General features: G+C 72.2%; 19 protein-coding genes. 7 read left to right on the top strand and 12 right to left on the bottom strand.

Annotation, left to right across the window (positions count from 1 at the left end; genetic code table 11):
• Positions 1-57: 57 nt before the first annotated feature.
• The 4 genes from D7M15_RS20085 to D7M15_RS20065 all read right to left on the bottom strand — a co-directional run bounded on the left by D7M15_RS20085 (position 58) and on the right by D7M15_RS20065 (position 4,104).
• Positions 58-2,091, bottom strand: a complete 2,034-nt coding sequence (locus D7M15_RS20085) for a hypothetical protein (protein ID WP_165906299.1) — start codon at positions 2,089-2,091, stop codon at positions 58-60.
• A gap of 410 nt (positions 2,092-2,501) precedes the next feature.
• Positions 2,502-2,882: a DUF6113 family protein gene (locus D7M15_RS20075; RefSeq protein WP_121521085.1), complete on the bottom strand. Its 381-nt coding sequence runs from the start codon at positions 2,880-2,882 to the stop codon at positions 2,502-2,504.
• A gap of 20 nt (positions 2,883-2,902) precedes the next feature.
• Positions 2,903-3,790 (bottom strand): N-acetyl-1-D-myo-inositol-2-amino-2-deoxy-alpha-D-glucopyranoside deacetylase, encoded by an 888-nt coding sequence (mshB, locus tag D7M15_RS20070; RefSeq protein ID WP_121518781.1) that lies wholly within the window; start codon positions 3,788-3,790, stop codon positions 2,903-2,905.
• A gap of 119 nt (positions 3,791-3,909) precedes the next feature.
• Positions 3,910-4,104, bottom strand: a complete 195-nt coding sequence (locus tag D7M15_RS20065; protein WP_121518780.1) for a hypothetical protein — start codon at positions 4,102-4,104, stop codon at positions 3,910-3,912.
• Between the two features lie 183 nt (positions 4,105-4,287).
• Here D7M15_RS20065 and D7M15_RS20060 point away from each other — a divergent pair, with 183 nt between their 5' ends.
• Positions 4,288-6,459 carry a prolyl oligopeptidase family serine peptidase gene (locus D7M15_RS20060; protein ID WP_121518779.1) on the top strand — a complete coding sequence of 724 codons (2,172 nt, stop codon included), beginning with the start codon at positions 4,288-4,290 and terminating at the stop codon, positions 6,457-6,459.
• Positions 6,460-6,547: 88 nt separating this feature from the next.
• Here the strand turns inward: D7M15_RS20060 and D7M15_RS20055 are convergent, their stop codons facing one another.
• The 5 genes from D7M15_RS20055 to D7M15_RS20035 form a co-directional block, all read right to left on the bottom strand.
• Complete coding sequence (locus D7M15_RS20055) at positions 6,548-7,705, bottom strand: dipeptide ABC transporter ATP-binding protein (protein ID WP_121518778.1); 1,158 nt, start codon at positions 7,703-7,705, stop codon at positions 6,548-6,550.
• A gap of 12 nt (positions 7,706-7,717) precedes the next feature.
• The gene (locus D7M15_RS20050; RefSeq protein WP_121518777.1) at positions 7,718-8,782 is read right to left on the bottom strand and encodes an ABC transporter ATP-binding protein; all 1,065 of its coding nucleotides are present in this window, start codon (positions 8,780-8,782) and stop codon (positions 7,718-7,720) included.
• An 11-nt stretch (positions 8,783-8,793) separates the two neighbouring features.
• On the bottom strand, positions 8,794-9,771 hold the full coding sequence (locus D7M15_RS20045) for an ABC transporter permease (protein WP_121518776.1): 978 nt from the start codon (positions 9,769-9,771) through the stop codon (positions 8,794-8,796).
• Positions 9,772-9,894: 123 nt separating this feature from the next.
• A complete protein-coding gene (locus tag D7M15_RS20040) occupies positions 9,895-11,694 on the bottom strand; it encodes an ABC transporter substrate-binding protein (protein WP_121518775.1) in 1,800 nt (599 codons plus the stop codon).
• Between the two features lie 103 nt (positions 11,695-11,797).
• Positions 11,798-12,850: an ABC transporter permease gene (locus D7M15_RS20035; protein ID WP_121518774.1), complete on the bottom strand. Its 1,053-nt coding sequence runs from the start codon at positions 12,848-12,850 to the stop codon at positions 11,798-11,800.
• Between the two features lie 524 nt (positions 12,851-13,374).
• On the opposite strand from D7M15_RS20035, the gene D7M15_RS20030 reads away from it, so the two are divergent.
• Positions 13,375-14,520 (top strand): hypothetical protein, encoded by a 1,146-nt coding sequence (locus D7M15_RS20030; RefSeq protein ID WP_121518773.1) that lies wholly within the window; start codon positions 13,375-13,377, stop codon positions 14,518-14,520.
• A gap of 188 nt (positions 14,521-14,708) precedes the next feature.
• Here D7M15_RS20030 and typA read toward each other — a convergent pair whose 3' ends face one another.
• Together typA and D7M15_RS20020 are read right to left on the bottom strand one after the other, a co-directional pair.
• On the bottom strand, positions 14,709-16,580 hold the full coding sequence (gene typA, locus D7M15_RS20025; protein ID WP_121518772.1) for a translational GTPase TypA: 1,872 nt from the start codon (positions 16,578-16,580) through the stop codon (positions 14,709-14,711).
• A gap of 161 nt (positions 16,581-16,741) precedes the next feature.
• On the bottom strand, positions 16,742-18,958 hold the full coding sequence (locus D7M15_RS20020) for an ABC transporter family substrate-binding protein (protein WP_121518771.1): 2,217 nt from the start codon (positions 18,956-18,958) through the stop codon (positions 16,742-16,744).
• Positions 18,959-19,369: 411 nt separating this feature from the next.
• Between D7M15_RS20020 and D7M15_RS20015 the strand changes: the two genes are divergently transcribed.
• The 5 genes from D7M15_RS20015 to D7M15_RS19995 all read left to right on the top strand — a co-directional run bounded on the left by D7M15_RS20015 (position 19,370) and on the right by D7M15_RS19995 (position 24,512).
• Entirely contained in the window at positions 19,370-19,657 is a 288-nt protein-coding gene (locus tag D7M15_RS20015) for a hypothetical protein (protein WP_121518770.1), read from the top strand.
• 177 nt (positions 19,658-19,834) lie between these two features.
• On the top strand, positions 19,835-20,593 hold the full coding sequence (locus tag D7M15_RS20010; protein ID WP_165906383.1) for a hypothetical protein: 759 nt from the start codon (positions 19,835-19,837) through the stop codon (positions 20,591-20,593).
• A gap of 100 nt (positions 20,594-20,693) precedes the next feature.
• Positions 20,694-22,628 (top strand): fumarate reductase/succinate dehydrogenase flavoprotein subunit, encoded by a 1,935-nt coding sequence (locus D7M15_RS20005; protein WP_121518768.1) that lies wholly within the window; start codon positions 20,694-20,696, stop codon positions 22,626-22,628.
• Positions 22,628-23,452 (top strand): succinate dehydrogenase/fumarate reductase iron-sulfur subunit, encoded by an 825-nt coding sequence (locus D7M15_RS20000; RefSeq protein WP_121518767.1) that lies wholly within the window; start codon positions 22,628-22,630, stop codon positions 23,450-23,452. The genes D7M15_RS20005 and D7M15_RS20000 overlap by 1 nt, the downstream gene beginning before the upstream one ends.
• A 151-nt stretch (positions 23,453-23,603) precedes the next feature.
• Complete coding sequence (locus D7M15_RS19995; RefSeq protein ID WP_121518766.1) at positions 23,604-24,512, top strand: formylglycine-generating enzyme family protein; 909 nt, start codon at positions 23,604-23,606, stop codon at positions 24,510-24,512.
• 44 nt (positions 24,513-24,556) lie between these two features.
• Here the strand turns inward: D7M15_RS19995 and D7M15_RS19990 are convergent, their stop codons facing one another.
• The gene (locus D7M15_RS19990) at positions 24,557-26,368 is read right to left on the bottom strand and encodes a helix-turn-helix domain-containing protein (protein ID WP_121518765.1); all 1,812 of its coding nucleotides are present in this window, start codon (positions 26,366-26,368) and stop codon (positions 24,557-24,559) included.
• Positions 26,369-26,607 lie beyond the last annotated feature (239 nt).

Raw genomic sequence — 26,607 nt, 5'->3', positions numbered from 1 at the left:
AGGGGAGCCGCCCCGTCGCCTGCGCGACCGGGCGGCTCCCCTCGGTGTGCTGCCGGGCTACTTGCTGCGGGCGCCCTCGACCTCGGCCACCCGCTTGTCCGGCTCCGCCGGGGCCGGTTCGCGCAGGGCCTGGAGCATCGCCGCCGCCGCGTGCTTCGGCGTCATCTCGACGGTGCCCGCGCCGCCCTCGACGACGACGCCGTCGAAGGCCGTGCCGTACGTCTTCTGCAACGCCTCCGGGTCGATCACCGGCTGGAGCGAGCTGCCACCGGCCCGCATCGTGAGGAACGTGCCGATCGTCTTCTCGCTGAACGGCACCTCCACGTCGCCCGCCTTGAGCCACACCCAGCCGGACATCGCCGTCTTGCCGAAGCCCCGTACCGCCGCCTGGATCTCCCGCTCACCGATCTTCGGCTGCTGCGTGCTGACCGGGAGGTTGATCGGCGCGTTCTCTCCGGTGGCGGCGCGGTCGCGGTACGCGTCCTCGATCGTCGACACCGCCTCACCCGTGTCGATGCCCTTGTACGGCTTGCCGGGCACCCCGACGGCCTTGCCGTTGGTGAACTTCACCATGCCGTCCCGGGGGCCCGCGGCGTCCGAACCGGTGCCGAGCGTGGCCAGTTCGGCCTCCAGCTTCTCCTCGTCGACCTCCACGGCGGCGTCGGCCTCGCGGCTGCCGCCGAACAGGGAGCCGATCACGGAGACCGGGTTGTAGTCGCGGCCCGCCGCGTCCCGCACGGTCGCCTCGGTGTCGATGCTCAGCCCCGCCACGGTCGGCTTGAGCTGGCTCTTCTGCCCGTCGGCGACGATGGTCAGCGGCGCCGTGACGCGGTCGCCCAGCTCCGCGTCGAGCGTGTCGACGGCCGCCTGCTTCTCCTTGCCGCCGATGTCGACGCCGAGGACCGTGGTCCCGTTCGGCACGTCGGCGTGGTCCAGCAGCAGCCCGGCGCCGTACGCGAGGCCGAGCACGCCGACCAGTCCGGCGCCGACGAGCACCAGCTTGGACCGCCCCTTGGAGGCGGGCGGCGGCTCGGGCCGGTCGTCGCGGGCGGGCGGCTCGTCGTGGGCGCCGGGGGCGTCCGGGCCGCCGAGGTCCTGGTCGGGCCCGGCGCCGCCGGGTCCCGCCGCCGGGCCGCCTGGGTGGTCGCTCCCGTCGGAGGGCACCCGGGGGATGCCGCCCACCAGGGTGTCGCTGGTGACGTGCCCGCCGCCCCCGCCGTACGGGCCGCCGCCGGGCCGGTCGTCGGCACCCGGCGCGCCGGAACCGCTCCGCGGCCCGGTCCCCTGCGTGTAGAGCGACGAGATCGGGCTCGTCGGGCCGCTCTCGCCGCCGAAGCCCACGGGCCCGGTGCCGAGCCCGAACGTCGGGTCGCGCGGCAGGTCGTCGTCCGGCGGCCCGAGCGGCATGTCGCCCTCGGCCGGTCCGGTCGTCGGGCCGACGGGCCGGGGCGGGCCCATCGTGCCGGAGGGGGTGCCGGGCGCCGCCGACGGGTCCGGTACGACGGGCATGGCGCCCGTCGCGTCGGCGTCGGGCAGTCCGGACAGCCCGCTGTACGGGAAGCCCGCGGAGGTGTCCTCCGGGCCGAGGCCGACCTCCGGGAAGCCGTCGGCCGGGGTGTCGGCGTGGTCCTGGTACGGCCGGGCGTAGGGGTCACCGTACGGGTCGGCGTACGCGTCCGCGCCGGACCGGCCGTACGGATCGGCCTGCCCGTACGGGTCCGGCCGCCCGTCGTACGGGGTGCTCCCGCCCGCGCCGTCGCCGTGGTCGCCGTAGTCGTCGTCGGGGCGGTACGGCGCGTCCGCGCGCCGGGCGCCGCCCAGGCCGCCGAACGTCGCGTCCGGGTCCGCGCCGCGGCCCGGGTCGGGCTCCGCCTTCGGCGTCCTGCGCGGGGCGAACCAGTCGCTGGTGCCCTGGCTGAACCCGCCGTCGGCGCCGTCGGGCGCGCCCGCGCCGCCCGGACTCCCGCCGTCCGCGCCCCGGTCGGCGCCGCCGCCCGCCATCGACGCCGCACCCGGCGCACCGGGACGCTCCGCGTCGGGCGCCTCCTCGGCGGACGCGTCCTCGTCACCGACGGGCTTGCGCATCACCACGGGGGGAATCGGCCGCGACCCGGGGATGTTGATGCGGATACGGGTCGTCAGCGTCGTCTCGGTCTTCGGCTCACCCTTGCCGCCCTTGTTGGACTTGCCGGGCCGCTCGGCGCGGGCCTCGGCGTCGGGGTCCGGTCCCGGGGCACCCCGGTCCGGCGGACCCGCGGGCCCGTCGGCGGAGCCGTACGGCCCGGTGCCCGGGGGTAGACGGGGCCACCGCGCCCGTCGGACCCGGAGGACGAACTGTCAGTTTCACGGCTCAAAGCAGGTTCTCCCGGTTGGATTCGCCGCCCTCGCGATTGTCCGAAAGCGGCTCTCCGGCGCGCACCACCATACTTGGGGCCGCCGACACCGGTACGCGGACCGGTGGATCGGCACCCGTGCGGGTGCTCCGGCGGCACTCGACGCGGCTACGGCCCGTACGTTCCACGGCGCTTGTCCACGGGCGCCGGCACCGCGGGCAACGTGAGCGTGGCACAGATCACGGCGACGAGCATCCCGCCGAACAGGAAGACGTACGCCCCGAGTCCGGCGCCGAAGACGAAGTCGCCCTCCGGCCGCGGCAGCGTGAGCAGCATGACCGCCAGCAGCCAACCGGCCGCCGGGGCGACCGCGCCCGCCTTGGCGCGGGTCAACTGCGCGCCGCCCCAGAAGAGTCCGGCGGCGCCCGCGAGCGCCAGCGGCACGCCCCCCGCCGACCAGCCCGCCTGGACGAGCGAGCCCGCGGCGCCGGTCAGCAGGCCAAGCACGACCAGCAGGGCGTACACGGCGTAGCGGAGCCGGGTGCCCATCGCCTCGCCCGTGCCGGTGCTCACGACGCCACCGGGGCGAACAGGTCGCCGACGGGGGCGCCTTCGGGTGCGTCCTCACCCGCGAGACGGTAGTGCTCCACGCGCAGGAGCGGCTGCCCGAGGTCGTTCGAAAGTGCGAAGAACGCGCCGTCGACCGCGATCTGTGACGCGTGCGCCCGCATGGCCGCGGCCTTGCGGGCGGCGTGCTCCGTACCGGCGTCGACGGACACGGCGACCTCCGCGTCGTCCACCACGCCCGGAATGTCGGTCGCGTCCGCGATGCCCGCGAACGCGTGCGCGTCCGTCTCGCGGAGCGCGGCGAGCCCCCGCTCGACGACGGAGCGCGGTACGCAGTTCCAGTACGTACGCGTCACGGCGTGCGGCTCCCCCGCGCCCGGCCGGTGGTCGGGGTCGGCCGCCAACTCGGCGGCGCGCATGGCGACACGGTGCGCCTGGACGTGGTCGGGGTGGCCGTAGCCGCCGTCCGGGTCGTACGTCACCAGCACCTGCGGCCGCACCTCGCGGACGACGGCGGCGAGGTGCGCGGCCGCCTCGTCGAGGGGCGCCTGCCAGAAGCAGTCGGGGCGCGCGTTCTGCGGAGCGCCCTTCATGCCGGAGTCGCGGTACCGTCCGGGCCCGCCGAGGAAGCGGTGGTCGGTGACACCCAACTCGCGCATGGCCGCGGCGAGTTCACCGACGCGGTGCGGGCCGAGGGTGTCGTCGCGGTCGGGCGCGAGATGCGCCAGCTCCGCCGGGATCACCTCGCCCTCCTCGCCGAGGGTGCAGGTCACCAGCGTGACGAGGGCGCCCTCGGCCGCGTACTTGGCCATGGTGGCGCCGTTGTTGATCGACTCGTCGTCCGGGTGCGCGTGCACGAACAGCAGACGGCGGTCGGGGACATCGGTCATGCCCCGACCCTACGACGCGCGCGCGGCGACCGACGACGGCCGCGCCCCGCGACCGCCGGAAGCCGGTACGGAGGCCGCCAGCGGGAGTCGGCGTCGACTGACGCCGCCCGTGGCCGCCGTCAGAAGCTGATGTCCTCGACGATGTTCGCCACGTTGGCCGACAGGTCCTCGATGGACGGCGCGAAGGAGGTGCCCGCCAGGTAGAAACCCAGCAGCACGCACACGAGCGCATGCCCACCCTTGAGCCCTGACTTCTTGACGAGCATGAAGACGATGATCGCCAGCAGCACGACCGCCGAAATCGACAGGCCCACGGCGGTTCACCTCCCAAGACACGCACTCGCGAACGGAAACCGGATTCTTCATACCCCAAGACCCAGCATGCGCAACGGATCATAACTATCCGTGAGCCAGCATGGTCCAGTGCACGGGTGCAGGGCAGGGGCGCATATTCGATTCAAGCCAGTCCGGGACCCTCTACGCTCGGCCCCATGGCTATGACCTTCCCCCGGCAACACGCGCGAACCAACCGATTCTCACTGGGTGCCCCGCGTGCCTTCACCGTGGCGCCCGACGGCGGCCGCGTCGTCTTCCTCCGTTCCCGGGACGGCGCTGACCGGGGGAACGCCCTGTGGGTCCGGGAGTTGCCCGACGGCGGGGAGTTCCCGGCGGCGGACCCGGAGGTGCTGCTGGACGGGGCGGCGGAGGAACTGCCCCCGGAGGAACGGGCGCGGCGCGAGCGCAGCCGCGAGGGCTCGGCCGGGATCGTCGGCTACGCCACGGACGCCGCCGTGGAACTGGCCGCCTTCGCCCTCTCCGGCCGCCTTTTCACCGCCGAGCTGCGGGCGGGCACCGCCCGCGAACTCCCCGCCGCGGGCGCCGTGGTGGACCCCCGCCCGTCCCCCGACGGCCGCCGCGTCGCGTACGTCACGGGCGGCGGACTCCGTACGGTCGACTCCGACGGCACGTCCGAACGGGCCCTCGCCACGCCCGAGTCGGGCACGGTGACGTACGGCCTCGCGGAGTTCGTGGCCGCCGAGGAGATGGGCCGCCACCGCGGGTACTGGTGGTCGCCAGACAGCGAACGGCTGCTGGTGGCCCGCGCCGACGACGCGCCCGTCACCCGTTGGTGGATCTCCGATCCCGCCAACCCGGACCGGGAGCCGACGGAGGTCGCGTACCCGGCGGCCGGTACGGCGAACGCCGAGGTCACGCTGCACCTTTTCGACGTGGAGGGCGACGGGCGGCTGGACGTCACCTGGGACCGGGTGCGGTATCCGTACCTGGCCCGCGTGCACTGGTCGTCGTACGGCCCGCCAGTGCTCCTCGTCCAGGCCCGCGACCAGCGCAGCCAGCTCTGCCTGACGGTCGACACGGAGACCGGCGCGACCTCGCCGCTGCACGCGGAGGACGATCAGGTTTGGCTCGAACTCTTCGCTGGTGTGCCCGCCTGGACCCCTGACGGGCGGTTGGTGCGCGTCGAGGACAAGGGGGGCGCACGGTTGCTCATGGTGGGCGACCGCCCGCTCACGTCGTCCGCGCTGCACGTGCGCGCGGTGCTGGACGTCGGGGACGAGGACGTCCTCTTCTCCGCCTCTCCCGGCGACCCCGCCGACGCGCGGCCCGGCGACACCCGTCGCACCGACGCGGGCGACATCGGCGTGTACCGCGCCGCGTTCCGCGGCAGCGGCGCGAAGGGCGGCTGGGAGCGCGTCGCCACCGACCCGGTGCCGCACGTGGCGTCGGCGGTACGCGGCGGCGACACCGTCGTCCTCAGCTCCGCCACCCCGGACCGCCCCGGCGCGCTCGTCTCGGTGCTGCGGCTGACGGAGGACGGCGGTACGGAACCGCTGGGCACCGTCGCCACGTACGCGGAGGAGCCCGTCCTCCGCGCGGCGCCCCGGCTGCTGCACGTCGGGAAGCGCGAGATCCCCGCCGCCGTACTGCTGCCCACCGGCCACCGGGAGGGCGACGGCCCGCTGCCGGTGCTGATGGACCCGTACGGCGGGCCGCACGGGCAGCGCGTCGTGGCGGCGCACAACGCGCACCTCACCTCGCAGTGGTTCGCGGACCAGGGCTTCGCCGTCCTCGTGGTGGACGGCCGCGGCACCCCCGGCTACTCCCCCGCGTGGGAGAAGGCGATCTCCCGCGACCTCGCCGACGTCAACCTGACGGACCAGGTCGACGCCCTGCACGCGCTGGCCGAGGCGTACCCGCTGGACCTGTCGCGCGTCGGCATCCGCGGCTGGTCGTACGGCGGTCTGCTGGCCGGGCTCGCCGTGCTGCGGCGCCCCGACGTGTTCCACGCGGGCGTCGTGGGCGCGCCGGTGACGGACCAGCGGCTGTACGACACGCACTACACGGAACGCTATCTGGGCACCCCGCAGGACGACCCGGAGACGTACGCCGCCAACTCCCTGATCACGGACGCCGGTCTGTCCCGGGCCGCCGCCGAGCACCGGCCGATGATGCTGATCCACGGCCTCGCGGACGACAACGTGGCGGTGGCCCACACCCTCCGGCTGTCCTCCGCGCTGCTGGCCGACGGGCGCCCGCACGAGGTGCTGCCGCTGTCCGGTGTCACGCACATGACCCCGCAGGAGGAGGTAGCGGAGAACCTGCTGCTGCTCCAGGTGGCCTTCCTGAAGCGGTCGTTGGGCCTGGCGTAACCCCGTTTGGGCCGCGCCCGGACGGCGAGGGGCCCGTACGCACACGGCGTACGGGCCCACCCGGGTCACTCGGCGCGGTGCGCCGGTGTCAGTCGCCCTTCTTGACCTTGCCGACCTGCCCGTCACCGGAGTGCGCGCCCTCCAGCGAGACCAGCGCCTCGTCGAGGATCACGTCCTTGCCGCGGTCCGCGATGGTGCCCTCCTCCGGGAAGTGGCAGGCGGTGAGGTGTCCGGCGGCGTTGCCGCCGATCTGGACCAGCGGCGGCGCCTCGGTCGCGCACTTGTCCTGCGCCTTCCAGCAGCGCGTACGGAAGCGGCAGCCCGACGGCGGGTTCACCGGCGAGGGCACGTCGCCCGCGAGGCGGATGCGCTCGCGGCCCGCGTTGTCCGCCACGTCCTCGTCGAGGGACGCCTCCGGTACGGCCGACAGCAGCGCGTGCGTGTACGGGTGCCGGGGCCGGGTGTAGATGTCCTCGCGGTCGCCCACCTCGACGATCTTCCCGAGGTACATCACCGCGACGCGCTGCGAGAAGTGCCGTACGACGGCGAGGTCGTGCGCGATGAACAGGAACGCGATGCCCATGTTCCGCTGGACCTCCTGGAGCAGGTTGACCACCTGCGCCTGGATGGACACGTCCAGCGCGGACACCGGCTCGTCCGCGATGATCAGCTTCGGTTCGAGCGCGAGCGCCCGCGCCACCCCGATGCGCTGCCGCTGACCGCCCGAGAACTCGTGCGGGAAGCGGTTGTAGTGCTCGGGGTTGAGGCCGACCGTCTCCAGCAGCTCGCGGATCTTCTTCTCGCGACCGCCGGGCGGGTTGATGCCGTTGACCTCCATGGGCCCGCCGACGATCGAACCCACGGTCTGCCGGGGGTTGAGCGACGAGTACGGGTCCTGGAAGATCATCTGGATCTCGGACCGGATCGGCGCCAGCTCACGCCGCTTGGCGTACGTGATGTCCTGGCCGCGGTACGTGATCTTCCCGCCGGTCGGCTCCAGGAGCCTCGTCAGCAGCCGCCCGGTCGTGGACTTGCCGCAGCCGGACTCGCCGACGAGGCCGAAGCTCTCGCCCGCGTGCACGCTGAGGTCGATCCCGTCGACGGCCTGCACGGCGCCGACGGTCCGCTTGATGGGGAAGCCGCCCTTGATCGGGAAGTGCTTCGTCAGCCCCTCGGCCGTCATCAGCGGTTCGCCGGAACGCGGTTGGGCGCCTTCCGGCTTGGTCAGGGTGAGTTCGTCACTCATGTCTCGTTCTCCCTAGCCCAGCCGGGGCTTGATCTGCTCGATGAAGAAGGTCCGCTTCTGCTCGGCCGTCAGGTGACAGGCCGAGCCCCGCCCCGGGGGCAGCAGCGGGCGCTCGCCGGTGCAGGAGGCGCCCGCGGGCACCTCACCGACGAACTCGCAGCGCGGGTGGAACGGGCAGCCGGACGGCGGGTTCAGCAGGCTGGGCGGCGAACCCTCGATCGGCTTCAGTTCCTCGTCCACGTTGGACGTGATCCGCGGCATCGAGCTGAGCAGGCCCCAGGTGTACGGGTGCTGCGGGGCCGTGAGGACCTCGCGGGTGCTGCCGCGCTCGACGGCGCGGCCCGCGTACATCACCAGGATGTCGTCCGAGACGTTCGCGATGACGCCCAGGTCGTGCGTGATGAAGACGATCGCGGAACCGAACTCCTGCTGGAGGTCCTTGAGCAGGTCCAGGATCTGCGCCTGCACCGTCACGTCGAGCGCGGTGGTCGGCTCGTCCGCGATCAGCAGGTCCGGGTTGCAGACCAGCGCCATGGCGATCATGGCGCGCTGCCGCATGCCGCCGCTGAACTGGTGCGGGTAGTCGTTGACGCGCAGCTTCGGGTTCGGGATGCCGACCTTGTCGAGCATCTCGATCGCCCGCAGGTGCGCCTCCCGCTTGGAGGCGCCCATGTGCTTGCGGTAGGGCTCCCCGATCTGGCGGCCGATCGTGTAGAAGGGCGACAGGGCCGTCAGCGGGTCCTGGAAGATCATCGCCATCTTGTTGCCGCGGAGGCGCTCCAGCGTCTTCTCCTTGGCGCCGGTCAGCTCCTCACCGTCGAGCAGGATCTCCCCGGTGATCTCCGTACGCTCCGGGTTGTGCAGCCCGAGCACCGTCATGTTGGTGACGGACTTGCCGGAGCCGGACTCGCCGACGATGCCCAGGGTGCTGCCGCGTTCGAGATCGAACGAGAGCCCGTCCACCGCCTTCACGATGCCGTCCTCCGTGGAGAACCGGACGTGCAGGTCGCGTACCGACAGGAACGGGTCCGACCCGGCCGGGGTCGGCTTCTCCTGGGTCTTGGTGATTGTGGTCACGGGTCGATCTCCTAGGACAGCCGCACACGCGGGTCGATGAAGGCGTACAAGGCGTCCACGATGATGTTGCAGATCAGGATGAAAGCCGCGCCGACCAGCATCACGCCCATCGTCATCGGCAGGTCCTTGTCGGTGACGGAGTCCACCGCGAGCCGGCCGAGACCGGCGAGGCTGAACGTGAACTCGGTGACCACCGCGCCGCTGAGCAACGCGCCGAGGTCGACGCCGATGATCGTGACGATCGGGATCAGCGAGCCGCGCCACGCGTAGCGGAAGAAGACGTACTTCCGGGACATGCCCTTGGCCTTGGCCGTACGGACGTGGTCCTCCTGGAGCTGCTCGATCATCGTCGAGCGCGACATACGCGTGTAGTTCGCGGTGAAGATCAGCGACATCACGAACCAGGGGATCAGCAGGCCGCCCGCCCAGGCGAAGACGCCGCCGCTGATGGGCTCGTACTTGGGCGCGCTCAGCCAGCCCGTGTTGTACACGAGGAGACCCAGGACGATCGGACCCAGGAAGTAGATCTGCATGGAGCTGAAGACCAGGGAGGCGGAGCTGACCGTCTTGTCGATCAGCGTGCCCTTCTTGCGGGCGGCGATCATGCCGAGGCCGATGCCGACGGTCAGGAAGATGACCAGGCCGCCGATGGTGAGGGACACCGTCAGCGGGAGACGGTCCATGATCGTGTCCCAGATGTTCCGCTCGCTGTCGAACGAGATGCCGAAGCAGGGTGAGTCGCAGTGCCCGACGGCGAAGTCACGTCCGGCGACGATGCCCTTCATGAATTCCCAGTACTGCACGGGAACCGGGTCGTTCAGACCCATCTGGTTACGGATGAGCTCGAGGTTCGCCTCCGTGCAGTTGCGACCGCACGAGAGGGTCGCGGGGTCCTGCGGGATGGCGAAGAACAGGAAGAACGTGAACGCACTGATCAGGATCAGGATCACGAAGGCGCCGAGCAACCGGCGACTCAGATATTTCAACATAGGGGGTTCGCTGCTCTCAGCACGGCTGCTTCGACGGGAGAGGACGGTGCGCTCCGGACCGGGCCCGGAGACGCGCGCCCGTGGCCGGACGCGCGTCTCCGGGAGACCCGGGGTGGAACGGTGTTACTTCTTCAGGAACAGACGCGTGATGTCGATGTAGCTGCGCTCCGTGCTGTACCGGGCACCGCCGACGTTCGAGCCGTAGATCTGGAGCTGCTTCGTGTAGTACAGCGGGGCGGCCGGGTTGACCTTCTCCACGATGTACTTGTGCAGCTTCGTCCACTCCGGGGTCGCCTTCTCCGGGTCCTGGATCTTCAGGATGCGGGCGATCTCCGAGTTCACGTGCTTGTCGTTGATGTGCGAGTAGTTCGACGCGCCGTCCGCGATCTGCGTGCCGTCGTACGACGGCGGGATCACGGTCGAGGGGGTCGGGAAGTCCTGGCCCCAGCCCGTCATGTAGAGGTCGAAGCCGTTCTTGACCTTGCCCATCTGCTCGTACCAGGTGGCCTGGTCGACGTCCTTCTTCTGGATGTCGAAGCCGATGTCCTCGAGGGCCTTGGTGATGATCTCGGCCTGCTTCTGGCGCTGCGGGACGTTGGCGTAGGCGTAGACGAGCTTGGTGCCCTTCTTGACGCCGGCCTCCTTCAGCAGCTCCTTGGCCTTCTCCGGGTCGCCGTTCGGCTTCTTGAGCTTGCCGTACGGGTCGTAGCCCTTCTCGTAGCCCGGCAGCGTCGGGGCCAGCAGGCCACCGGCGGGCTCACCCGCGTACGTGCCGCCGTCGGGACGCAGGATCTGCGCGTTCGGCAGGGCGTACGTGATGGCGTCGCGGACGCGCTTGTCCTTGATGCGGTCCATGTTCATGTTGAGCTGCCACACGTACGGCTGGTAGCCCTTGATGGTGCGGTCGTCGGCCTCGGTGACGACCTTCTTCACCTTGGACGAGTCCACCGAGCCGCTGAACTGCGTGGCGTTCTTGCCCTCGCCGCGGTCGGAGAGGATGCGCTCGGTCTGGTCCGCGCGGCTGTGGTTGAACGTGATGTTCCAGCCGTCCAGGTACTGGTGGCGCTTCGGGTCCGTCTTCGGGTCCCACTGGTCGTTCTTGACCAGCTTGAGCGCCTTGCCCGGGTTGAACTCGGAGATCTTGTACGGACCGAGGGCGACGAGACCCTTGCCCTGGTCGTACTTCTCCTTGGTGTCGTTGTCCTTCGGGACGATGGCGTAGCCCGCCATCGCGAGGGCCTGCGGCGCGTCCGGCTGCGGGTCCTTGAAGTGGAAGATGACGGTCTTGTCGTCCGGCGTCTCCAGGACGTCGTCCGGCAGGTGCTTGCCCTTGTACGGGCCGTCCGGGAGCGCCTTGCGGTACGAGGCGCCGTTGCCCGAGAGCCACTGCTGCACGTACAGCGGACCGTCCGTGATGACCTCGGAGTACAGCCGCTCGATCGAGTGGCGCACGTCCGCGGAGGTGATCTCGTCGCCCTCCTGGTCCTTCACGCCGTCCTTCAGCGTGTACTTCCAGGTGCGGCCCTTGTCGGACATGGTGCCCGCGTCGGTGGCGATGTCGCCCACGACGCTGGTCTTGCCCTTGCCGTCCTCCTGGAACGTGGTCAGACCGCGGTGCAGCAGACCGGCGAGCTGGCCGGCGTCGCTGACGTAGATCTCGCCCGGGTCCAGGTGGGAGAAGTCGTCCTCCTGGTACGCGCGGATGGTGCCGCCCTTGCGGGCCCCCTTGACCTCCGCGGCCGGGCCCTTGGAAGCCGCGGCGTCGAGGTACTCGACGGCCTCGGACTGCGACTGCGCGTCGTCCTGGGTGTTGGACTTGTCCTCGCCGCCACTGCTGCCTTCGCTGCACCCCGCGAGCAGGAGCGAGCCGGTCGCGAGGAGCACTACTGCTCCACGGGCTCTGTGCGATCGGATGGAGTTCATGATGGGGAATGCACCTGCCTGTCAGTTGGGAACCGTCTGCTGCTGCTGCCCTGTAGCCCTCCGGAGACCCGGTGCAGGGGTGGCAGCCCCCCTCGGTGGACGGTCAGCGTCCGGACTTGGGATCGAAGGCGTCTCGTACGGAGTCGCCCAGAAGGTTGAAGGCCACCACGAAGACCACCATGGCGATGCCGGGGAAGAACATGTACGTCGGGTCGTTCTCGTAGATGTTTCCGGCGATGGCGAACATCCGGCCCCAGTCGGGGGTGGGTTCCACGTAGCCGACACCGATGAAGGAGAGGAAGGCGACGCTCAGGATCGCGGAGGGCAGCATGTAGGTGCCCTGCACGAGGACCGGCGTGAAGATGTTGGGCAGCAGCTCCTTGCGGATGATCCGCCAGGGCGAGGCGCCGGTGACCTTCGCGGCCTCGACGAACTCGCGCTCCCGCAGGGTCAGCACCTGGCTGCGGACGAGCCGCGCCATGGCCATCCAGCCGAGGAACCACAGCACCGAGATCATCGCGATGGCCCGCAGGTACGTGGGCGTCTCCTCCGCGGGGTCGACGAACACGGCGGTGACCACCGGCATCGTCGCGATGAAGAACAGCTGGCTCGGGAAGGACATCAGGAAGTCGGTGACACGGCCCAGCCAGTAGTCCACCTTGCCGCCGAAGTAGCCGCCGACGAGGCCGACGAGCACGCCCGTGGCGACCATCAGGATGGTCACGATCACGGCGGTGAACAGCGAGGTGCGCATGCCGTACAGCAGCTGCATGAAGACGTCGCGGCCCAGCTCGGGCTCCAGCCCGAACCAGTGCTCCCCGGACATGCCGCCGTTGGCGCCGGTCGGGAAGCCGAAGTCGTCGAGCAGGCCGTACTGGTTCTGGCCGTACAGCGTGTACGGGTCCTTGCCGTAGATCTTGGAGATCACGGGGGCCAGCGCTGAGACCGCGAAGAAGAAAATCACTACACACGCGGAGACCACGCCGGTACGGTCGCGCTTGAAGCGCGTCCACATCAGCTGGCCGGGGGAACGCCCGACGGCCTCCGCCGGCGCGCCCGCCTTGGCGAGCCCGCCGCCCTGCTCTTTGCTCAGGCCCTCCGACTCGGGACCTGGGGTATCGCCCCCGGCTTTCACAGCCTGGGATGGATTCGTCATCGCGTAGTGCCCCCGCGCTCGTGGTGCTCGCTGGACCCGTACAGATGGCACCGGGGTGTGCCGTGGGTTGAGCGGACTTTTGCAAGTGAATAAGTACGCAGTCAAGGGGTGTTGGCCCCGGTGCCGGGACCTGACACGCATCTTGAGCGAAGATTGTGCAGATCGAGGTGCCAGCGTGCTTGACACGGCACCAGCTCAGTGGACATTAGCGGACATTCATTCAACAAGTGCCTTAACGCAGTTGCAACACAGCCGACGTGGCACCGATATACGGACGCCGATCTCTGAAGTCCGTACGGGAATGTCCGTGCCGCTCTCCCGGTCCACAGGTCCACCGGAGGGCTTGCCGACGTGCGTGTGACGCGTGTAGACCTAGGGTAGACCCTACGGCGCGGGGGCGACGTGTGCCCTCGGTGCGAAGGCGATCGACGGACCCCCGCGGCGGGTGGCGGCCCACGGGCCGCACACCGGCCGCGCGGCCGGGCGGGTCGCGGCCCACGGGCCGGACATGGGGGGCGGTACGCATGGGGCAGGGGCACGCACTCGCGCGCGGGGCACGCGTCTTCGGCACGGTCTGCCTGCTGCTGCTCGCCCTGATCAGCCTCGGCTGGATCATCCGCGACTTCACCGAGGCCGACGAGGTCTCCCACGTCTGGTGGATGTGGACGGGCGTGCCCACCCGCGCGTCGGGCGGCCTGTGGACCAGCTCCCCGTTCGACCCCGTGCTCCTCGTCGTCTACGTGGTCGCCGCCGCCGTCACCCCGCGCTCCTCCTCCTCGGCCGGCATCCTCGCCGCCACCGGCACGCTGACCCTGGCGCTCCGGCTGCCCAGCCTGTGGACGCTGAACGCGGACTGGATGCAGGGCGTCGACGAGGGCCTCAAGTCGAAGGCGCTGTTCAGCTCCCTCGGCGCGGTGGTCCTCGGCGCGGCGCTCGTCGTCGCCGTGGTGGTCGGGCGGCGCCCCGCGGACGGCCCCGGACCGTACGGCAGCACGTACGGCAGCGGCGCGTACGGCGGCTACGGCCCCGCGCTGCCCGCCGACCCCGCCGACGGACCGCCCGGCAGACCCGCGACCGGCGCCGCCGTGACGGCGGCGCTGCTGCTCGGGGTGAGCGCGGCGGTCCTCGTCAGCTGGGAGATCGACACGTGGCGGCGGCAGGACTGGGAGGCGTACGAGATGACGCTGACCGGCGAGCGCACGCTGATCTCGCTGCTCTCCCCACCGGCGGCCCTGTCGTCCTGGCTGCTGGCGGCCCTGCTGCTGGTCGCCGCCGGGGCGGCCGCGGCCCGCGCCACGTTCGCCCGCCCGCTCGGGCTGGTGACGGGCGGTGTGCTGCTCGGCTCCGGTGTCCTCTTCACCACGCTGGTGGTGAAGGAGAGGCTGATGGAGCACTACGGCGACCTGAGCCTCCGCGAGCAGCTCTCCATCAACACGCACTACTTCTACGTCGTCGCCGGGCTGGGCATCCTCCTCGCCCTGGCGCGGCGCGCCGTCCCGGCGACGGCCTCCGGCAGCCCCGGCGGGTTCGGCGGCGCGGGCCCGTACGGCGGTTCCAGCGGGTACGGCGGCTTCAGCGGTTACGGCGGCCAGGGCGGTCACAGGAGCCCCGGCGGCGCCCCGCCGCACGATCCGGGCAACCCGTACGCTCCCCCGCCGCCCGGCTGGTGACCCGGCGGCTCGGGCGCGGACTGCGGTGACTGACGGACCCGGTTGCGGCACGGGCACCAGGCAACACCGCTCGACGGACCCCCGGCCGCCACCGACATCCCGGACCCGCGGGTAACCCCCGTATGCGGGAGGGGTGCTTCGCCGTCGCGAAGCACCCCTCTCCTGTCCCTCCGGCTACCTCCGGACGGTCACCGCTTGGCGCGGGACGCCGCCCGACCACGCTCGCGCGCGTCGAGCACGACCTTGCGGATGCGGACCGTCTCCGGGGTCACCTCGATGCACTCGTCCTCGCGGCAGAACTCCAACGACTGCTCCAGCGAGAGCTTCCGCGGCGGCACCAGGTTCTCCGTGGTGTCGGCGGAGGCGGCGCGCATGTTGGTGAGCTTCTTCTCCTTGGTGATGTTCACGTCCATGTCGTCGGCCCGCGAGTTCTCACCGACGAGCATGCCCTCGTACACCTCGGTGCCCGGCTCGATGAAGATCGTGCCGCGCTCCTGGAGGTTCATCATGGCGAAGGGCGTCGCCGAGCCGGAGCGGTCCGCGACCAGCGAGCCGCTGTTGCGCGTCCGCAGCTCGCCGAACCACGGCTCGTGGCCCTCGGAGATGGAGTGCGCGATGCCGGTGCCGCGGGTGTCCGTCAGGAACTCCGTACGGAAGCCGATGAGGCCGCGGGACGGCACGATCCACTCCATCCGCACCCAGCCCGAACCGTGGTTGACCATCGTCTCCATACGGCCCTTGCGCGCCGCCATCAGCTGCGTGATCGCGCCCAGGTGCTCCTCGGGCGAGTCGATCGTCATGCGCTCGATGGGCTCGTACGTCTTGCCGTCGATCTCGCGCGTGACGACCTCGGGCTTGCCGACGGTCAGCTCGAAGCCCTCCCGGCGCATCGTCTCGACCAGGATCGCGAGGGCCAGTTCGCCGCGGCCCTGCACCTCCCAGGCGTCGGGCCGCTCGGTGGTCAGGACGCGCAGCGAGACGTTGCCGATCAGCTCCTTGTCGAGGCGGTCCTTCACCTGGCGGGCGGTGACCTTGTGGCCCTTGCCGCCCTTGCCGACGAGCGGCGAGGTGTTCGTGCCGATGGTCATGGAGATCGCCGGCTCGTCGACCGTGATCAGCGGCAGCGCCACCGGGTTCTCGGCGTCGGCCAGGGTCTCGCCGATCATGATCTCGGGGATGCCCGCGACGGCGCAGATGTCACCGGGACCCGCCTCCTCGGCGGGCTTGCGGGTGAGCGCCTCGGTCATCAGCAGCTCGGTGATGCGGACGTTCTGCACGGTGCCGTTGCGCTGCATCCAGGCGACGGTCTGGCCCTTGCGGAGGGTGCCGTTCTGCACGCGGCAGAGCGCGATGCGGCCGAGGAAGTTGTCGGCGTCGAGGTTGGTGACGTGCGCCTGGAGCGGCGCGTCCTCCTCGTACGTGGGCGCGGGCACGGTCTCCAGCAGCGTGCTGAAGAACGGTTCGAGGCTGTCGCTGTCCTGCGGCACCGTGCCGTCGGCGGGCTTGGTGAGGGAGGCGATGCCGTCGCGCGCGCAGGCGTAGACGATGGGGAACTCGATCTGCTCCTCGTCCGCGTCCAGGTCGAGGAACAGGTCGTACGTGTCGTCGACGACCGTCGCGATACGGGAGTCGGACCGGTCCGTCTTGTTGATGCAGAGGATCACCGGGAGGCGGGCCTCCAGGGCCTTCCGCAGCACGAACCGGGTCTGCGGCAGCGGGCCCTCGGAGGCGTCCACGAGGAGCACGACCGCGTCGACCATGGAGAGGCCGCGCTCGACCTCGCCACCGAAGTCGGCGTGGCCGGGGGTGTCGATGATGTTGATGACGACCGGGTCGCCGCCGCCCTTGGGGTGGTAACGGACGGCGGTGTTCTTCGCGAGGATGGTGATGCCCTTCTCGCGCTCCAGGTCGTTGGAGTCCATCATCCGGTCGTCGACGGACTCCAGCTGGTGTGCGGCGAAGGCGCCCGCCTGCTTCAGCATGGCGTCCACCAGGGTCGTCTTGCCGTGGTCGACGTGGGCGACGATGGCGACGTTACGGATGTCGTTGCGCGTGGGCATGCGAAGGCGCTTCTTCCCGGTCGGATGGATGGCGGCGCGACCGGTGCGGTGCGCGCGCCCGCCGGGCTCATCCCTAGGTGTGCGCCGCGGCCAGTACACCCATCGTACGGGCCCGGAGCGGCGGGGGCCGCCCCGGGCCGCGCGGGGTACCGGCGCGGGGGCTACTTCCGGAAGCCGATGTCCTGGTAGCGCGGGGTCTCGAAGCCGAACGCCCCAGCGTTGACGATCTTCGTACGGGCCGCGACGAGCTGCGGCCGCTGGTAGAGGGGTACGGAACCGGCCGCGGCCCAGATCCGGGCGTCCGCGCCGTGCAGCAGGTCCTGCCGCGCGCCGTCGTCCAGTTCGGTCGACGCCTCCTCGAAGAGCTGGTCGATACGGTCGGTGCCGACGCGCGTGTAGTTCTGCTCGACGGTGAGCGAACCGTCCTCGGCGGGGACGGGCTTGGCGAAGATGGGCCCGGCGTCGGTGGCGGGGTAGCCGCTGGCGGGCCAGGTGTAGAGGGTCAGGTCGTAGTCGCCGGAGGCGACGCGGTCGCGGAAGCGGCCGTCGTCGGCGACGTGCTCGATCTCGGTGCGGACGCCGACGGCGTTCAGGGAGCGCGCGATGCGCTGCCCGCTGCGCCGCACCGTCTCCGTGGAGGGGCCGGACGGCAGCACCATGCGGAGGGAGAGCGGCTGCCCGCCGCGGACCCGTACGGCCGTCGCGCGGCCGTCGGTCAGCAGCCGCATCTCGTCGGCGCGGGCCCGCGCGTCCGCCGCGTCCCGCCGGGTGGCGCGGGCCCGGCGCTCCTCGCGTCCGGTGTCGTGCGCGCGCGCCTCCCGGTCGGCCGCGCGGGCGAGTTGGGCGAGCAGCCCGGCGCGCTGGGCGGCGGCGTCGGGGGCGAGGGTGAGCGGGCCGCTCTGGATGCGGGCGGCCTCGGCGGCCGTGACGGGTGCGGCGAGGTCCCCGCCGGTACGCGTACGGGCGCGGGGGGCGCGGTCGTCGGTCTCGGCCTCGCCGTCGCTCTCCCCTTCTCCGTCGGCGTTCACGTCCTGCCGCGGGCCGTCCCCGTCCCGTTCGGGCCCGGTGACGGTGGCGCCCTTCCAGCCGGCGTCCGCGAGCAGCGCCTGTGCGGACTCCACGTCGCGGCCGCCGAGCGCGTCGCTGCTGTCGTGGTAGCCGTGCTGGTCGCGCATCCGCAGGTGGCTGCCGAGCGGTTCGGCGGGGAGCCCGGCGCTGCCCAGTGCCTCCTCGGCCAGCGCCTCGCGGTCCACCGTACGGGCGACGGCGCGGCGGACGCGGGGGTCCGCGAGGGGCCCGCTGGAACCGTTGAGGGCGAGCTGCGTGTACGCGGGTTCCAGGGCGCGGCGCACGGTGAAGCCGCGCAGCTGGCGGCGGCGTTCTCCCTCCGGCTTCCCCTTCTCCTGGTCCTGCCCCTTCGCCTCCTTCTCCCCCGTCTCCGCGCGCTTCTTCGCGTCGGCGTCCCCGGTCGTCTCGGCGTCACCGGCCGCCGAGGCGGGGGCGGCGGCGTCGATACGGTCCGCCACCGCCGGGTCGACCTCCGCGAGGTCCAACTCCCCGGCCGCCAGGGCCTCCTCGCGCTCGGCGCGCGGTACGGCGCGCAGCACGATCCGTTCCAGCTTCGCGGGCGGGCCCCACCAGCGCGGGTCGCGTTCGAGCGTCGTGGTGTCCTCCTCGCGGTCCGTCCCGCGTACCCGGAACGGGCCGCCGGAGACGGGGAGTTCGCGGCGGGCCGACTCGTTGAACGCCTTCGGGCGGTCCATGACGGAGCGCGGGTAGAGAGGGGTGAAGAGGGACTGCCACTCGGCGTACGGCTGCCCGAAGGTGACCTCGACCTGGCGGGGGCCGGGGCCCTTGCCGATCTTCTCGATCCGGTCGTAGCCCGCGTTGCGCGCCGCCCAGTACGCGCTGTCGCCGCCGTTCAGGGCCCGCCACTGGGCCTGGAAGTCGGCCACCCCGATGGGCCGTCCGTCGCTCCAGCGCGCGTCGGGCTGGAGGGTGTAGACGACCTTCTGCTGCGGCTCGCGGGCGGTGACCTCGGCGTCGCTCAGGTACGCGCCGTTGCGCTGCGGCCGGGCCCGGCTGTCCAACGTGAACAGCTGCGGGAGCGTCGCGGCGGCGACGCGGGCGGTGGTCTTGTCGGCGTCGGACTGGAAGGCGTTGAGCGTGGTCGGCCGCGTGTCGACGGCCCAGCGGAGGGTGCCGCCGGTGGCGACGTGGTCGCGCGCGGCGGCGGGTACGTCGCGGGCCGCGCCGCTGCGGCCGTCGGAGCCGTCGTCGTCGGAGGAGCACCCGGCGACGGGGGCCAGCAGGGTCACGGCGAGGAGTACGGCGGCACAGCGCCGGGCGGCGGTGTCGACGGCGGGCACGGCTGGCATCGCTCAAACCTCCGGGGCCTGCCGCACGCCCCGCGGCCGTACGTCGCGCACGACGGTCGCGCCGGTGGCTTTGCGGCTCATCACATCTTCGTCCGGGGCCCACTGAAGGTGACGCGGCCGCGTCCGGCGCGGCGACACGGCGCGGCCCCGGCGGCACGCCACCCGTGCGGCGGAGCCCGCCGCGCGCGCCCCGCCCCGTACGCGCCCCCGCCCGCACCCGCACGCCGTACGCGCGCCTCGAACACGCTCCCCGTAGGCGCCGCCGCCGGGCCCTCACCCGGCACCCGCGGGGGAACCTGCGCACTCCGTCGGGGGAAACCGGTGCAGCGCCCTTCCCAACGGAAGTGTGACCAGGAACACTCGCATGCGCGTGAGCCGATCCGGCCACCAGCCCGCGGAGGTACGCAGAACATGTCACTGCAGGACGAACTGACCACCGTCCAACGCTGTCTGGACGAACTCACCCGGAGCGTGAGCCGCCTCGAGCAGGAGGTCGACAACAGCCTGGAACTACGGCGCATGCGCAGCGACATCGAGCACCTGCGGGAGTCGCTCGCACTGCTCCGCGCGTCGAGCCCGGACCAACCCGCCACGCAGCGCCCCGAGATGGTGAGCATCCCGGACGCGCCGTACGACAGCGCTCTGTGGACGGACGCGGAGGACGAGGGCCTGGGGGCGAAGGACCGACGCGCGCCCTGACTCCCGGTCCCGCCGGGGCACCGTGTCCCGGGCGCTGACCGCCACCCCCTCCCCCTTTCTCCGACGGAGACACTCTTGGCCACCGGAACCACTCAACCCACCGGGCCCGCGGGCCCGGACAGCCCCGAGCACCGTCCCGCGCCCGGGGGCGTCACGGACGCCCCCGGGCGCGCCGCCATCCCCGAACGCCACCTGCGGGTCGACCGCTGGTGGCTGGCACCGGCGGCGACGGCGTTCGGGCTGCTCTGCTTCGTCGTGTACTCGACGTGGCGGGCGTTCGCGAACACGGACTACTACGACGCGCCGTACGTCTCCCCGTTCTACTCCCCCTGCCTCGCGGAGAACTGCGAGACGATGCGGGGCGGGCCCAACTGGGAGGTCTTCGGCGGCTGGTGGGGTCTGTCGCCCGCGCTGCTCATCCTGATCTTCCCGCTCGGCTTCCGGCTCACCTGCTACTACTACCGCAAGGCGTACTACCGGGGCTTCTGGGCCTCGCCCCCCGCCTGCGCCGTGGCCGAGCCGCACAAGAAGTACACGGGCGAGACCCGCTTCCCGCTCATCCTCCAGAACCTGCACCGGTACTTCTTCTACGCCGCCCTGCTGGTCGCGGTCATCCTCACCTACGACACCCTGCTCAGCTTCCGCGACGCGGACTACGAGTGGGGCCACATGGGCCTCGGCACGCTCGTGTTCCTGGCCAACATCACGTTGATCTGGGCGTACACCCTCTCCTGCCACTCGTGCAGGCACATCATCGGCGGACGGCTGCGGCACTTCTCCAAGCACCCGGTGCGGTACCGGATGTGGGGCTTCGTCGGCAGGCTCAACGAGCGGCACATGCAGCTCGCCTGGGCCTCGCTGATCAGCGTGGGGGTGGCCGACTTCTACGTGTACCTGCTGGCCAGCGGGGCGTTCGACGACCCGCGCTTCTTCTGAGGGCCGCGCGGGACCGGAGCGCGCTCCGGGACACACACGTAAGCCCGGGGACACGGAAACCCGCCGGGACCGGAGAGATGTTGAGAGGGATCGACCACACATGACGCAAGTCGAACGCCGGCAGTGGGACGTCGTGATCGTCGGAGCGGGCGGCGCCGGGCTGCGCGCCGCCATCGAGGCCCGGGAGCAGGGCCTGCGCACCGCGATCATCTGCAAGTCCCTGTTCGGCAAGGCCCACACGGTGATGGCCGAGGGCGGCATCGCCGCCAGCATGGGCAACGTCAACGAGGGCGACAACTGGCAGGTGCACTTCCGCGACACGATGCGCGGCGGGAAGTTCCTGAACCACTGGCGCATGGCCGAACTGCACGCCAAGGAGGCCCCGGACCGCGTCTGGGAGCTGGAGACCTGGGGCGCGCTCTTCGACCGTACGAAGGACGGGAGGATCTCCCAGCGGAACTTCGGCGGCCACGAGTACCCGCGGCTGGCGCACGTCGGCGACCGTACGGGCCTGGAGCTGATCCGCACCCTCCAGCAGAAGATCGTCTCGTTGCAGCAGGAGGACTTCAAGGAGACCGGGGACCACGAGTCCCACCTCAAGGTCTTCCAGGAGTGCACGGTCACGCGCGTACTCAAGGACGGCGACCGGGTCTCCGGCGTCTTCTGCTACGAGCGCGAGACCGGCCGGTTCTTCGTCGTCGAGGCGCCGTCGGTGGTGCTGGCGACGGGCGGCATCGGCAAGTCGTTCAAGGTGACCTCCAACTCCTGGGAGTACACCGGGGACGGGCACGCGCTGGCGCTGCTCGCCGGGGCGTCGCTGATCAACATGGAGTTCGTGCAGTTCCACCCGACGGGCATGGTCTGGCCGCCGTCGGTGAAGGGCATCCTCGTCACCGAGTCCGTACGCGGCGACGGCGGCGTGCTGCGCAACTCGGACGGCAAGCGCTTCATGTTCGACTACGTGCCGGACGTCTTCAAGGAGAAGTACGCCGAGTCCGAGGAGGAGGCGGACGGCTGGTACGAGGACCCGGCCAAGCACCGCCGTCCACCGGAGCTGCTGCCCCGTGACGAGGTGGCGCGCGCCATCAACTCCGAGGTGAAGGCGGGCCGCGGCACCCCGCACGGCGGCGTGTTCCTGGACGTGTCGACGCGGATGTCCGCCGACGTCATCAAGCGCCGACTGCCGTCCATGCACCACCAGTTCAAGGAACTGGCGGACGTGGACATCACCGCGCAACCGATGGAGGTCGGTCCGACCTGCCACTACGTGATGGGTGGTGTCGACGTCGACCCGGACACCGGTGAGGCGCTCGGCGTCCCCGGCCTGTTCGCGGCGGGCGAGGTGTCCGGCGGCATGCACGGCTCGAACCGGTTGGGCGGCAACTCCCTGTCGGACCTGCTGGTGTTCGGCCGCCGCGCGGGGCTGTACGCGGCGCGGCACGCGGAGTCGTTCGCCGCGGGCGAGCGCCCGCTGGTCGCGGACGCGGAGATCGACCGGGCGGCGGCGGAGGCGCTGCGGCCGTTCACGCCGGAGGAGGTGGCGGAGGGTGGCACGCCGGAGAACCCGTACACCATCCACCAGCAGCTCCAGCAGTCGATGAACGACCTGGTCGGCATCATCCGGCGGGACGAGGAGATGGCCCGCGCCCTGGAGAGCCTGGCGGAGCTGCGCGAGCGCGCGCGGCACGCGGGCGTCGAGGGGCACCGGCAGTTCAACCCGGGCTGGCACCTGGCCATCGACCTGCGGAACATGCTGCTGGTCAGCGAGTGCGTGGCACGCGCCGCGCTGAACCGCACGGAGTCGCGCGGCGGCCACACCCGGGACGACTACCCGGCGATGGACCGCGAGTGGCGGCGCGCGAATCTCGTCTGCACGCTCACCGACCCGGACGCCACGTCGGGTGCGGGGGCGGGCGCCGCGGGCCAGATCTCGTTGCGCCGCCGGGAGATGCCGCCGATCCGCGCGGACCTGCTGGAGCTCTTCGAGAAGGAGGAGCTGATCAAGTACCTGACGGACGAGGAGCTGACGGCGTAGTGAGCACGACGAGTGCGGAGAACGGTACGGCGGACGCCCCGGCCGGGGAGCGCCCGAGCACCAGCTACGACGCGCACTTCCGCGTCTGGCGCGGCGACACGGACGGCGGCGGGCTGGAGGACTTCACCGTCGAGGTGAACGAGGGCGAGGTAGTCCTCGACATCATCCACCGGCTCCAGGCGACCCAGGCGGGCGACCTGGCGGTGCGGTGGAACTGCAAGGCGGGCAAGTGCGGTTCGTGCAGCGCGGAGATCAACGGCCGCCCCCGGCTGCTGTGCATGACGCGCATGTCGGTCTTCGAGCGGACGGACACCATCACGGTGACGCCGCTGCGGGCCTTCCCGGTCGTACGGGACCTGGTGACGGACGTGTCGTTCAACTACCAGAAGGCGCGCGAGGTCCCGTCGTTCGCGGCGCCGGAGGGGCTGGGTCCGGGCGAGTACCGGATGCAGCAGGAGGACGTGGAGCGCTCGCAGGAGTTCCGGAAGTGCATCGAGTGCTTCCTGTGCCAGGACACCTGCCACGTCGTCCGCGACCACGAGGAGAACAAGCCCGCGTTCGCCGGTCCGCGCTTCCTGATGCGGGTCGCGGAGCTGGACATGCACCCGCTGGACGCGGCGGAGGAGCAGGGCCTGGACCGTAAGACGACGGCGCAGGACGAGCACGGGCTGGGGTACTGCAACATCACGAAGTGCTGTACGGAGGTCTGCCCGGAAGGCATCAAGATCACCGACAACGCGCTGATCCCGCTGAAGGAGCGCGCGGCCGACCGGAAGTACGACCCGCTGGTCTGGCTGGGCAACAAGATCCGCCGGCGGGAGTGACCCGTACGGGGGCGGGCGCCACGGCCCGTCCCCACAAGGCCTCACGCGTACGGCCCGTGCACCCGTCGGCCCCGGCCGGGCGGGTGTGCGGGCCGTACGCGCACAATGGCGGCGGACGCACCCGGCACGCCCCGCAGCGGAGGACGGCACCATGAGCGACGAGCCCCGCGCCTGCTGCGCGCCCGCCCGCGACGCCGGGGGCGGGCCGGTGCCGGACGTCCCCGCGCCGGAGCCGACGCGGGCCGGTGCGGGGGCCGCGCGGCCCGGCGCGTGGTGCGAGCTGGACGGCGGCCCGTTCCTGATGGGCTCCGACAGCGGCCCGTACCCGGCGGACGGCGAGGGCCCGGTGCGCGAGGTGCGCCTCGACCCGTTCGGGATCGCGGCGACGGCGGTGACCAACGCCGAGTTCGCCGCGTTCACGGAGGCGACCGGCCACCGTACGGACGCGGAGCGGTTCGGCTGGTCGTTCGTCTTCGCGGGCTTCCTGCCCGACGACTTCCCGCCCACCCGCGCCGCCGTCGGGACGCCGTGGTGGCGGCAGGTGTTCGACGCGGACTGGCGGCGCCCCGAGGGCCCGCACTCGTCGGTGGCGGAGCGCGCGGACCACCCGGTGGTGCACGTGTCGTACGACGACGCGCGCGCGTACTGCGCCTGGGCGGGCGTACGGCTCCCCGCCGAGGCCGAGTGGGAGTACGCGGCCCGGGGCGGGCTGAGCGGCGAGCCGTACCCGTGGGGCGGTGAGCGGGATCCGGGCGGCGCGTACCGCATGAACATCTGGCGCGGCTCCTTCCCCGACCGCAACACCGCCGCCGACGGCTACCGGGGCACCTGCCCGGTGGACGCGTTCGCGCCCAACGGGTACGGGCTGTTCAACACGACCGGGAACGTGTGGGAGTGGTGCGCCGACCCGTTCGGTCCGGGCACCCGGGCGCTGCGCGGCGGCTCGCACCTGTGCCACGAGTCGTACTGCCTGCGCTACCGGACCTCCGCCCGCATGGGCAACACCCCGGACAGCTCCAGCGGCAACACCGGCTTCCGCGTCGCGCGCGCGGCGGCCTGAGCCCCGGACGGCGCCCGGCGCGGTGTCGCCCGGACCCGGGCGCGTCAGCCCTCCCGGTGGTCGACCAGTACGGGCTCCTCCCCGAAGCGCAGCCGGTCGCCCGCCCGTACCCGTTCGGTCCGGCCGTCCATGTGCCGCAGCCGGTACGCGCCCGGGGCCAGGGACGCCGAACCGTCGCCGCGCGACGTCCAGTACACGCGGAGGCTCTCGCCGCGCCGCTCGAAGCGGCAGGTGTACGCGTCGCCCGTCAGCCGCGCGCGGACGCCCCGGCCGCAGGCCGCGACGCGGGCGCCGTCCAGCCACTCCCGCAGCCTGCCCATCCGCCGCCCGGCCTCCGTCGGGGCCCCGTCGACGGGCTCGACGACGAGGGGCACGTCCGTGCTGCCCCAGCTGTAGAAGTACGTGCGGCGCAGGCGGTCGTGCCAGCCGTAGATCCCGACCAGGTAGAACCGGACCGCGTAGTCGCGGGCGCGGCGCTCGTCGAGCGGGGGGACGACGGCGACGTCCCGGTCCGTCCCGGTGTTCCACACCGGCAGGTCGGGACAGCCCTCCTCGTACAGCAGCCGGTGCGTGCTCGCGACCAGGTCCAGCATCTCCTCGGGGCGGCCGTCGGCCGTGCGCGGCGGGGTCTTGAGCGCCGCCGCGTCGCAGTGCTCGTACGCGCCGGTCCGCGCGAAGTCCCGCAGCCGCTGCCGCCCCTGGTCCGTCCACAGCTCGCCGAACGACGGGCAGACCACCAGCGCGTCGGGGTCGGTGTCCTCGATGACGGCCGCCGCCCGCTCGGTCATGCGGGCGAGGGTGTCGACGCTGCCGGAGAAGCTCAGCGGGTGGCCCGCGTAGTCCCACAGCTCGTACGACTCGACGCGGCCGCGGTAGCGCGTGACGACGTGCCGGACGAAGCGGTCCCAGTCGGCCAGGTCGGCCGGGGGCGACGCGAGCGAGTCCCCGTAGGCGGACCTGCGGCCGCCGGGGGCGGCCCACAGCGGGGTGCCGCTGAGGGTGAGGAGGACGGGCAGGCCCTCGCGTTCGGCGGCGTCGACCATCCGCTCCAGGACCTGCCAGCGGTAGTGGCCGCGCCGCGGCTCCAGGGCGCCCCAGCGGGTCTCGCTCTCCCAGAGCCGTACGGCCCCGGTGGGGAAGCCGGGCATCTGGCCGGTGTCCGTATTCAGGGTGAGGCCGAAGAACTCGCTCGGCACGGGGCGCGGGGCGACGGACCAGTCGGGTCCCTCGTAGCCCTGCCGGTCGGCGGAGCCGTCGCGGACGCCCGGGTGGGCGGGCACGCCGGTGGCGCGCGGCGGGGCGCCGTCGTACGGGCCGTGCGGGCCGCCGTACGGCAGGCCGCTCGCGGTGGACGTGACGGCCAGCACGAGCAGGAGCGCCAGCGGGCGGAGGCGGCGCCACGCGCCCGCCAACGGCGCGGGCGCGGGCCGCGCGCGCCCGCCCGGGGGCGGGGCGGCGAGGGCGGCGGGGGCGGGCGCCGGGTGCGGTGGGCCGGTGCCGTCGCCGCTGCCGCTGCCGCCGCCGTACGGCGGTCCCGGTACGGCGGCCCCCGCCGACGCCCGCGACCACGTCCGGTACAGCACGTCCAGCTCGGCGCGGCTCGCCCCGCAGACCCGCGCCAGCCGCTCGACCGGCTCGAACGTGCTCGGCACGATCGAGCCCCGGCAGTACCGGTGGAGCGACGACCGGCTCATGCCGCAGCGGTGGGCGAGCGCGGTGTAGCTGCGCCCGCTGCGTTCCTTCAGCTCCTGGAGCAGCTCCGCGAGCGCGGTGTCCCCCGCGTTCCCCGCCTTCCCCGCCTTCCCGACGGCGTCCGGTGGTCGCCGCCGCTCCCGTGCCGCCTTGTCCGATGACATCGCGTCCCCCTCTGTGCCGTCCCCCGAAGGCGCCGCCGGGTGAGTCGTCCCCGGCGCCGTCCCAGTGCTCCGGGACGCCGCAGCTCATGTGCGTCCCCGCGTCCCGTTGTCCCATTTCCCCGGATCTCCTTGTCTGGAACAGAGAGTGACGGCAAGGTCGCACAACGACCGGGCCGGACCGCCGCACGTACGGCGGGCCGGAGTCACCGCACGGGGGCGGTGACCACGCCGCACGGTCA

Source organism: Streptomyces sp. Z26, from assembly GCF_003665095.1.
Lineage (GTDB): Bacteria > Actinomycetota > Actinomycetes > Streptomycetales > Streptomycetaceae > Streptomyces > Streptomyces phytohabitans.
This window is presented reverse-complemented; position numbering and strand designations above follow the sequence as displayed.

Bases quoted from the DNA above. Each gene is read 5' to 3' on its own strand.
- mshB (WP_121518781.1), bottom strand. From the start codon at position 3,790: ATGACCGATGTCCCCGACCGCCGTCTGCTGTTCGTGCACGCGCACCCG.
- D7M15_RS20015 (WP_121518770.1), top strand. From the start codon at position 19,370: ATGTCACTGCAGGACGAACTGACCACCGTCCAACGCTGTCTGGACGAA.
- D7M15_RS20045 (WP_121518776.1), bottom strand. From the start codon at position 9,771: ATGTTGAAATATCTGAGTCGCCGGTTGCTCGGCGCCTTCGTGATCCTG.
- D7M15_RS20075 (WP_121521085.1), bottom strand. From the start codon at position 2,882: ATGGGCACCCGGCTCCGCTACGCCGTGTACGCCCTGCTGGTCGTGCTT.
- D7M15_RS20060 (WP_121518779.1), top strand. From the start codon at position 4,288: ATGACCTTCCCCCGGCAACACGCGCGAACCAACCGATTCTCACTGGGT.
- D7M15_RS20040 (WP_121518775.1), bottom strand. From the start codon at position 11,694: ATGAACTCCATCCGATCGCACAGAGCCCGTGGAGCAGTAGTGCTCCTC.
- D7M15_RS20055 (WP_121518778.1), bottom strand. From the start codon at position 7,705: ATGAGTGACGAACTCACCCTGACCAAGCCGGAAGGCGCCCAACCGCGT.
- D7M15_RS20030 (WP_121518773.1), top strand. From the start codon at position 13,375: ATGGGGCAGGGGCACGCACTCGCGCGCGGGGCACGCGTCTTCGGCACG.
- D7M15_RS19990 (WP_121518765.1), bottom strand. From the start codon at position 26,368: ATGTCATCGGACAAGGCGGCACGGGAGCGGCGGCGACCACCGGACGCC.
- D7M15_RS20020 (WP_121518771.1), bottom strand. From the start codon at position 18,958: ATGCCAGCCGTGCCCGCCGTCGACACCGCCGCCCGGCGCTGTGCCGCC.
- D7M15_RS20005 (WP_121518768.1), top strand. From the start codon at position 20,694: ATGACGCAAGTCGAACGCCGGCAGTGGGACGTCGTGATCGTCGGAGCG.
- typA (WP_121518772.1), bottom strand. From the start codon at position 16,580: ATGCCCACGCGCAACGACATCCGTAACGTCGCCATCGTCGCCCACGTC.
- D7M15_RS20035 (WP_121518774.1), bottom strand. From the start codon at position 12,850: ATGACGAATCCATCCCAGGCTGTGAAAGCCGGGGGCGATACCCCAGGT.
- D7M15_RS19995 (WP_121518766.1), top strand. From the start codon at position 23,604: ATGAGCGACGAGCCCCGCGCCTGCTGCGCGCCCGCCCGCGACGCCGGG.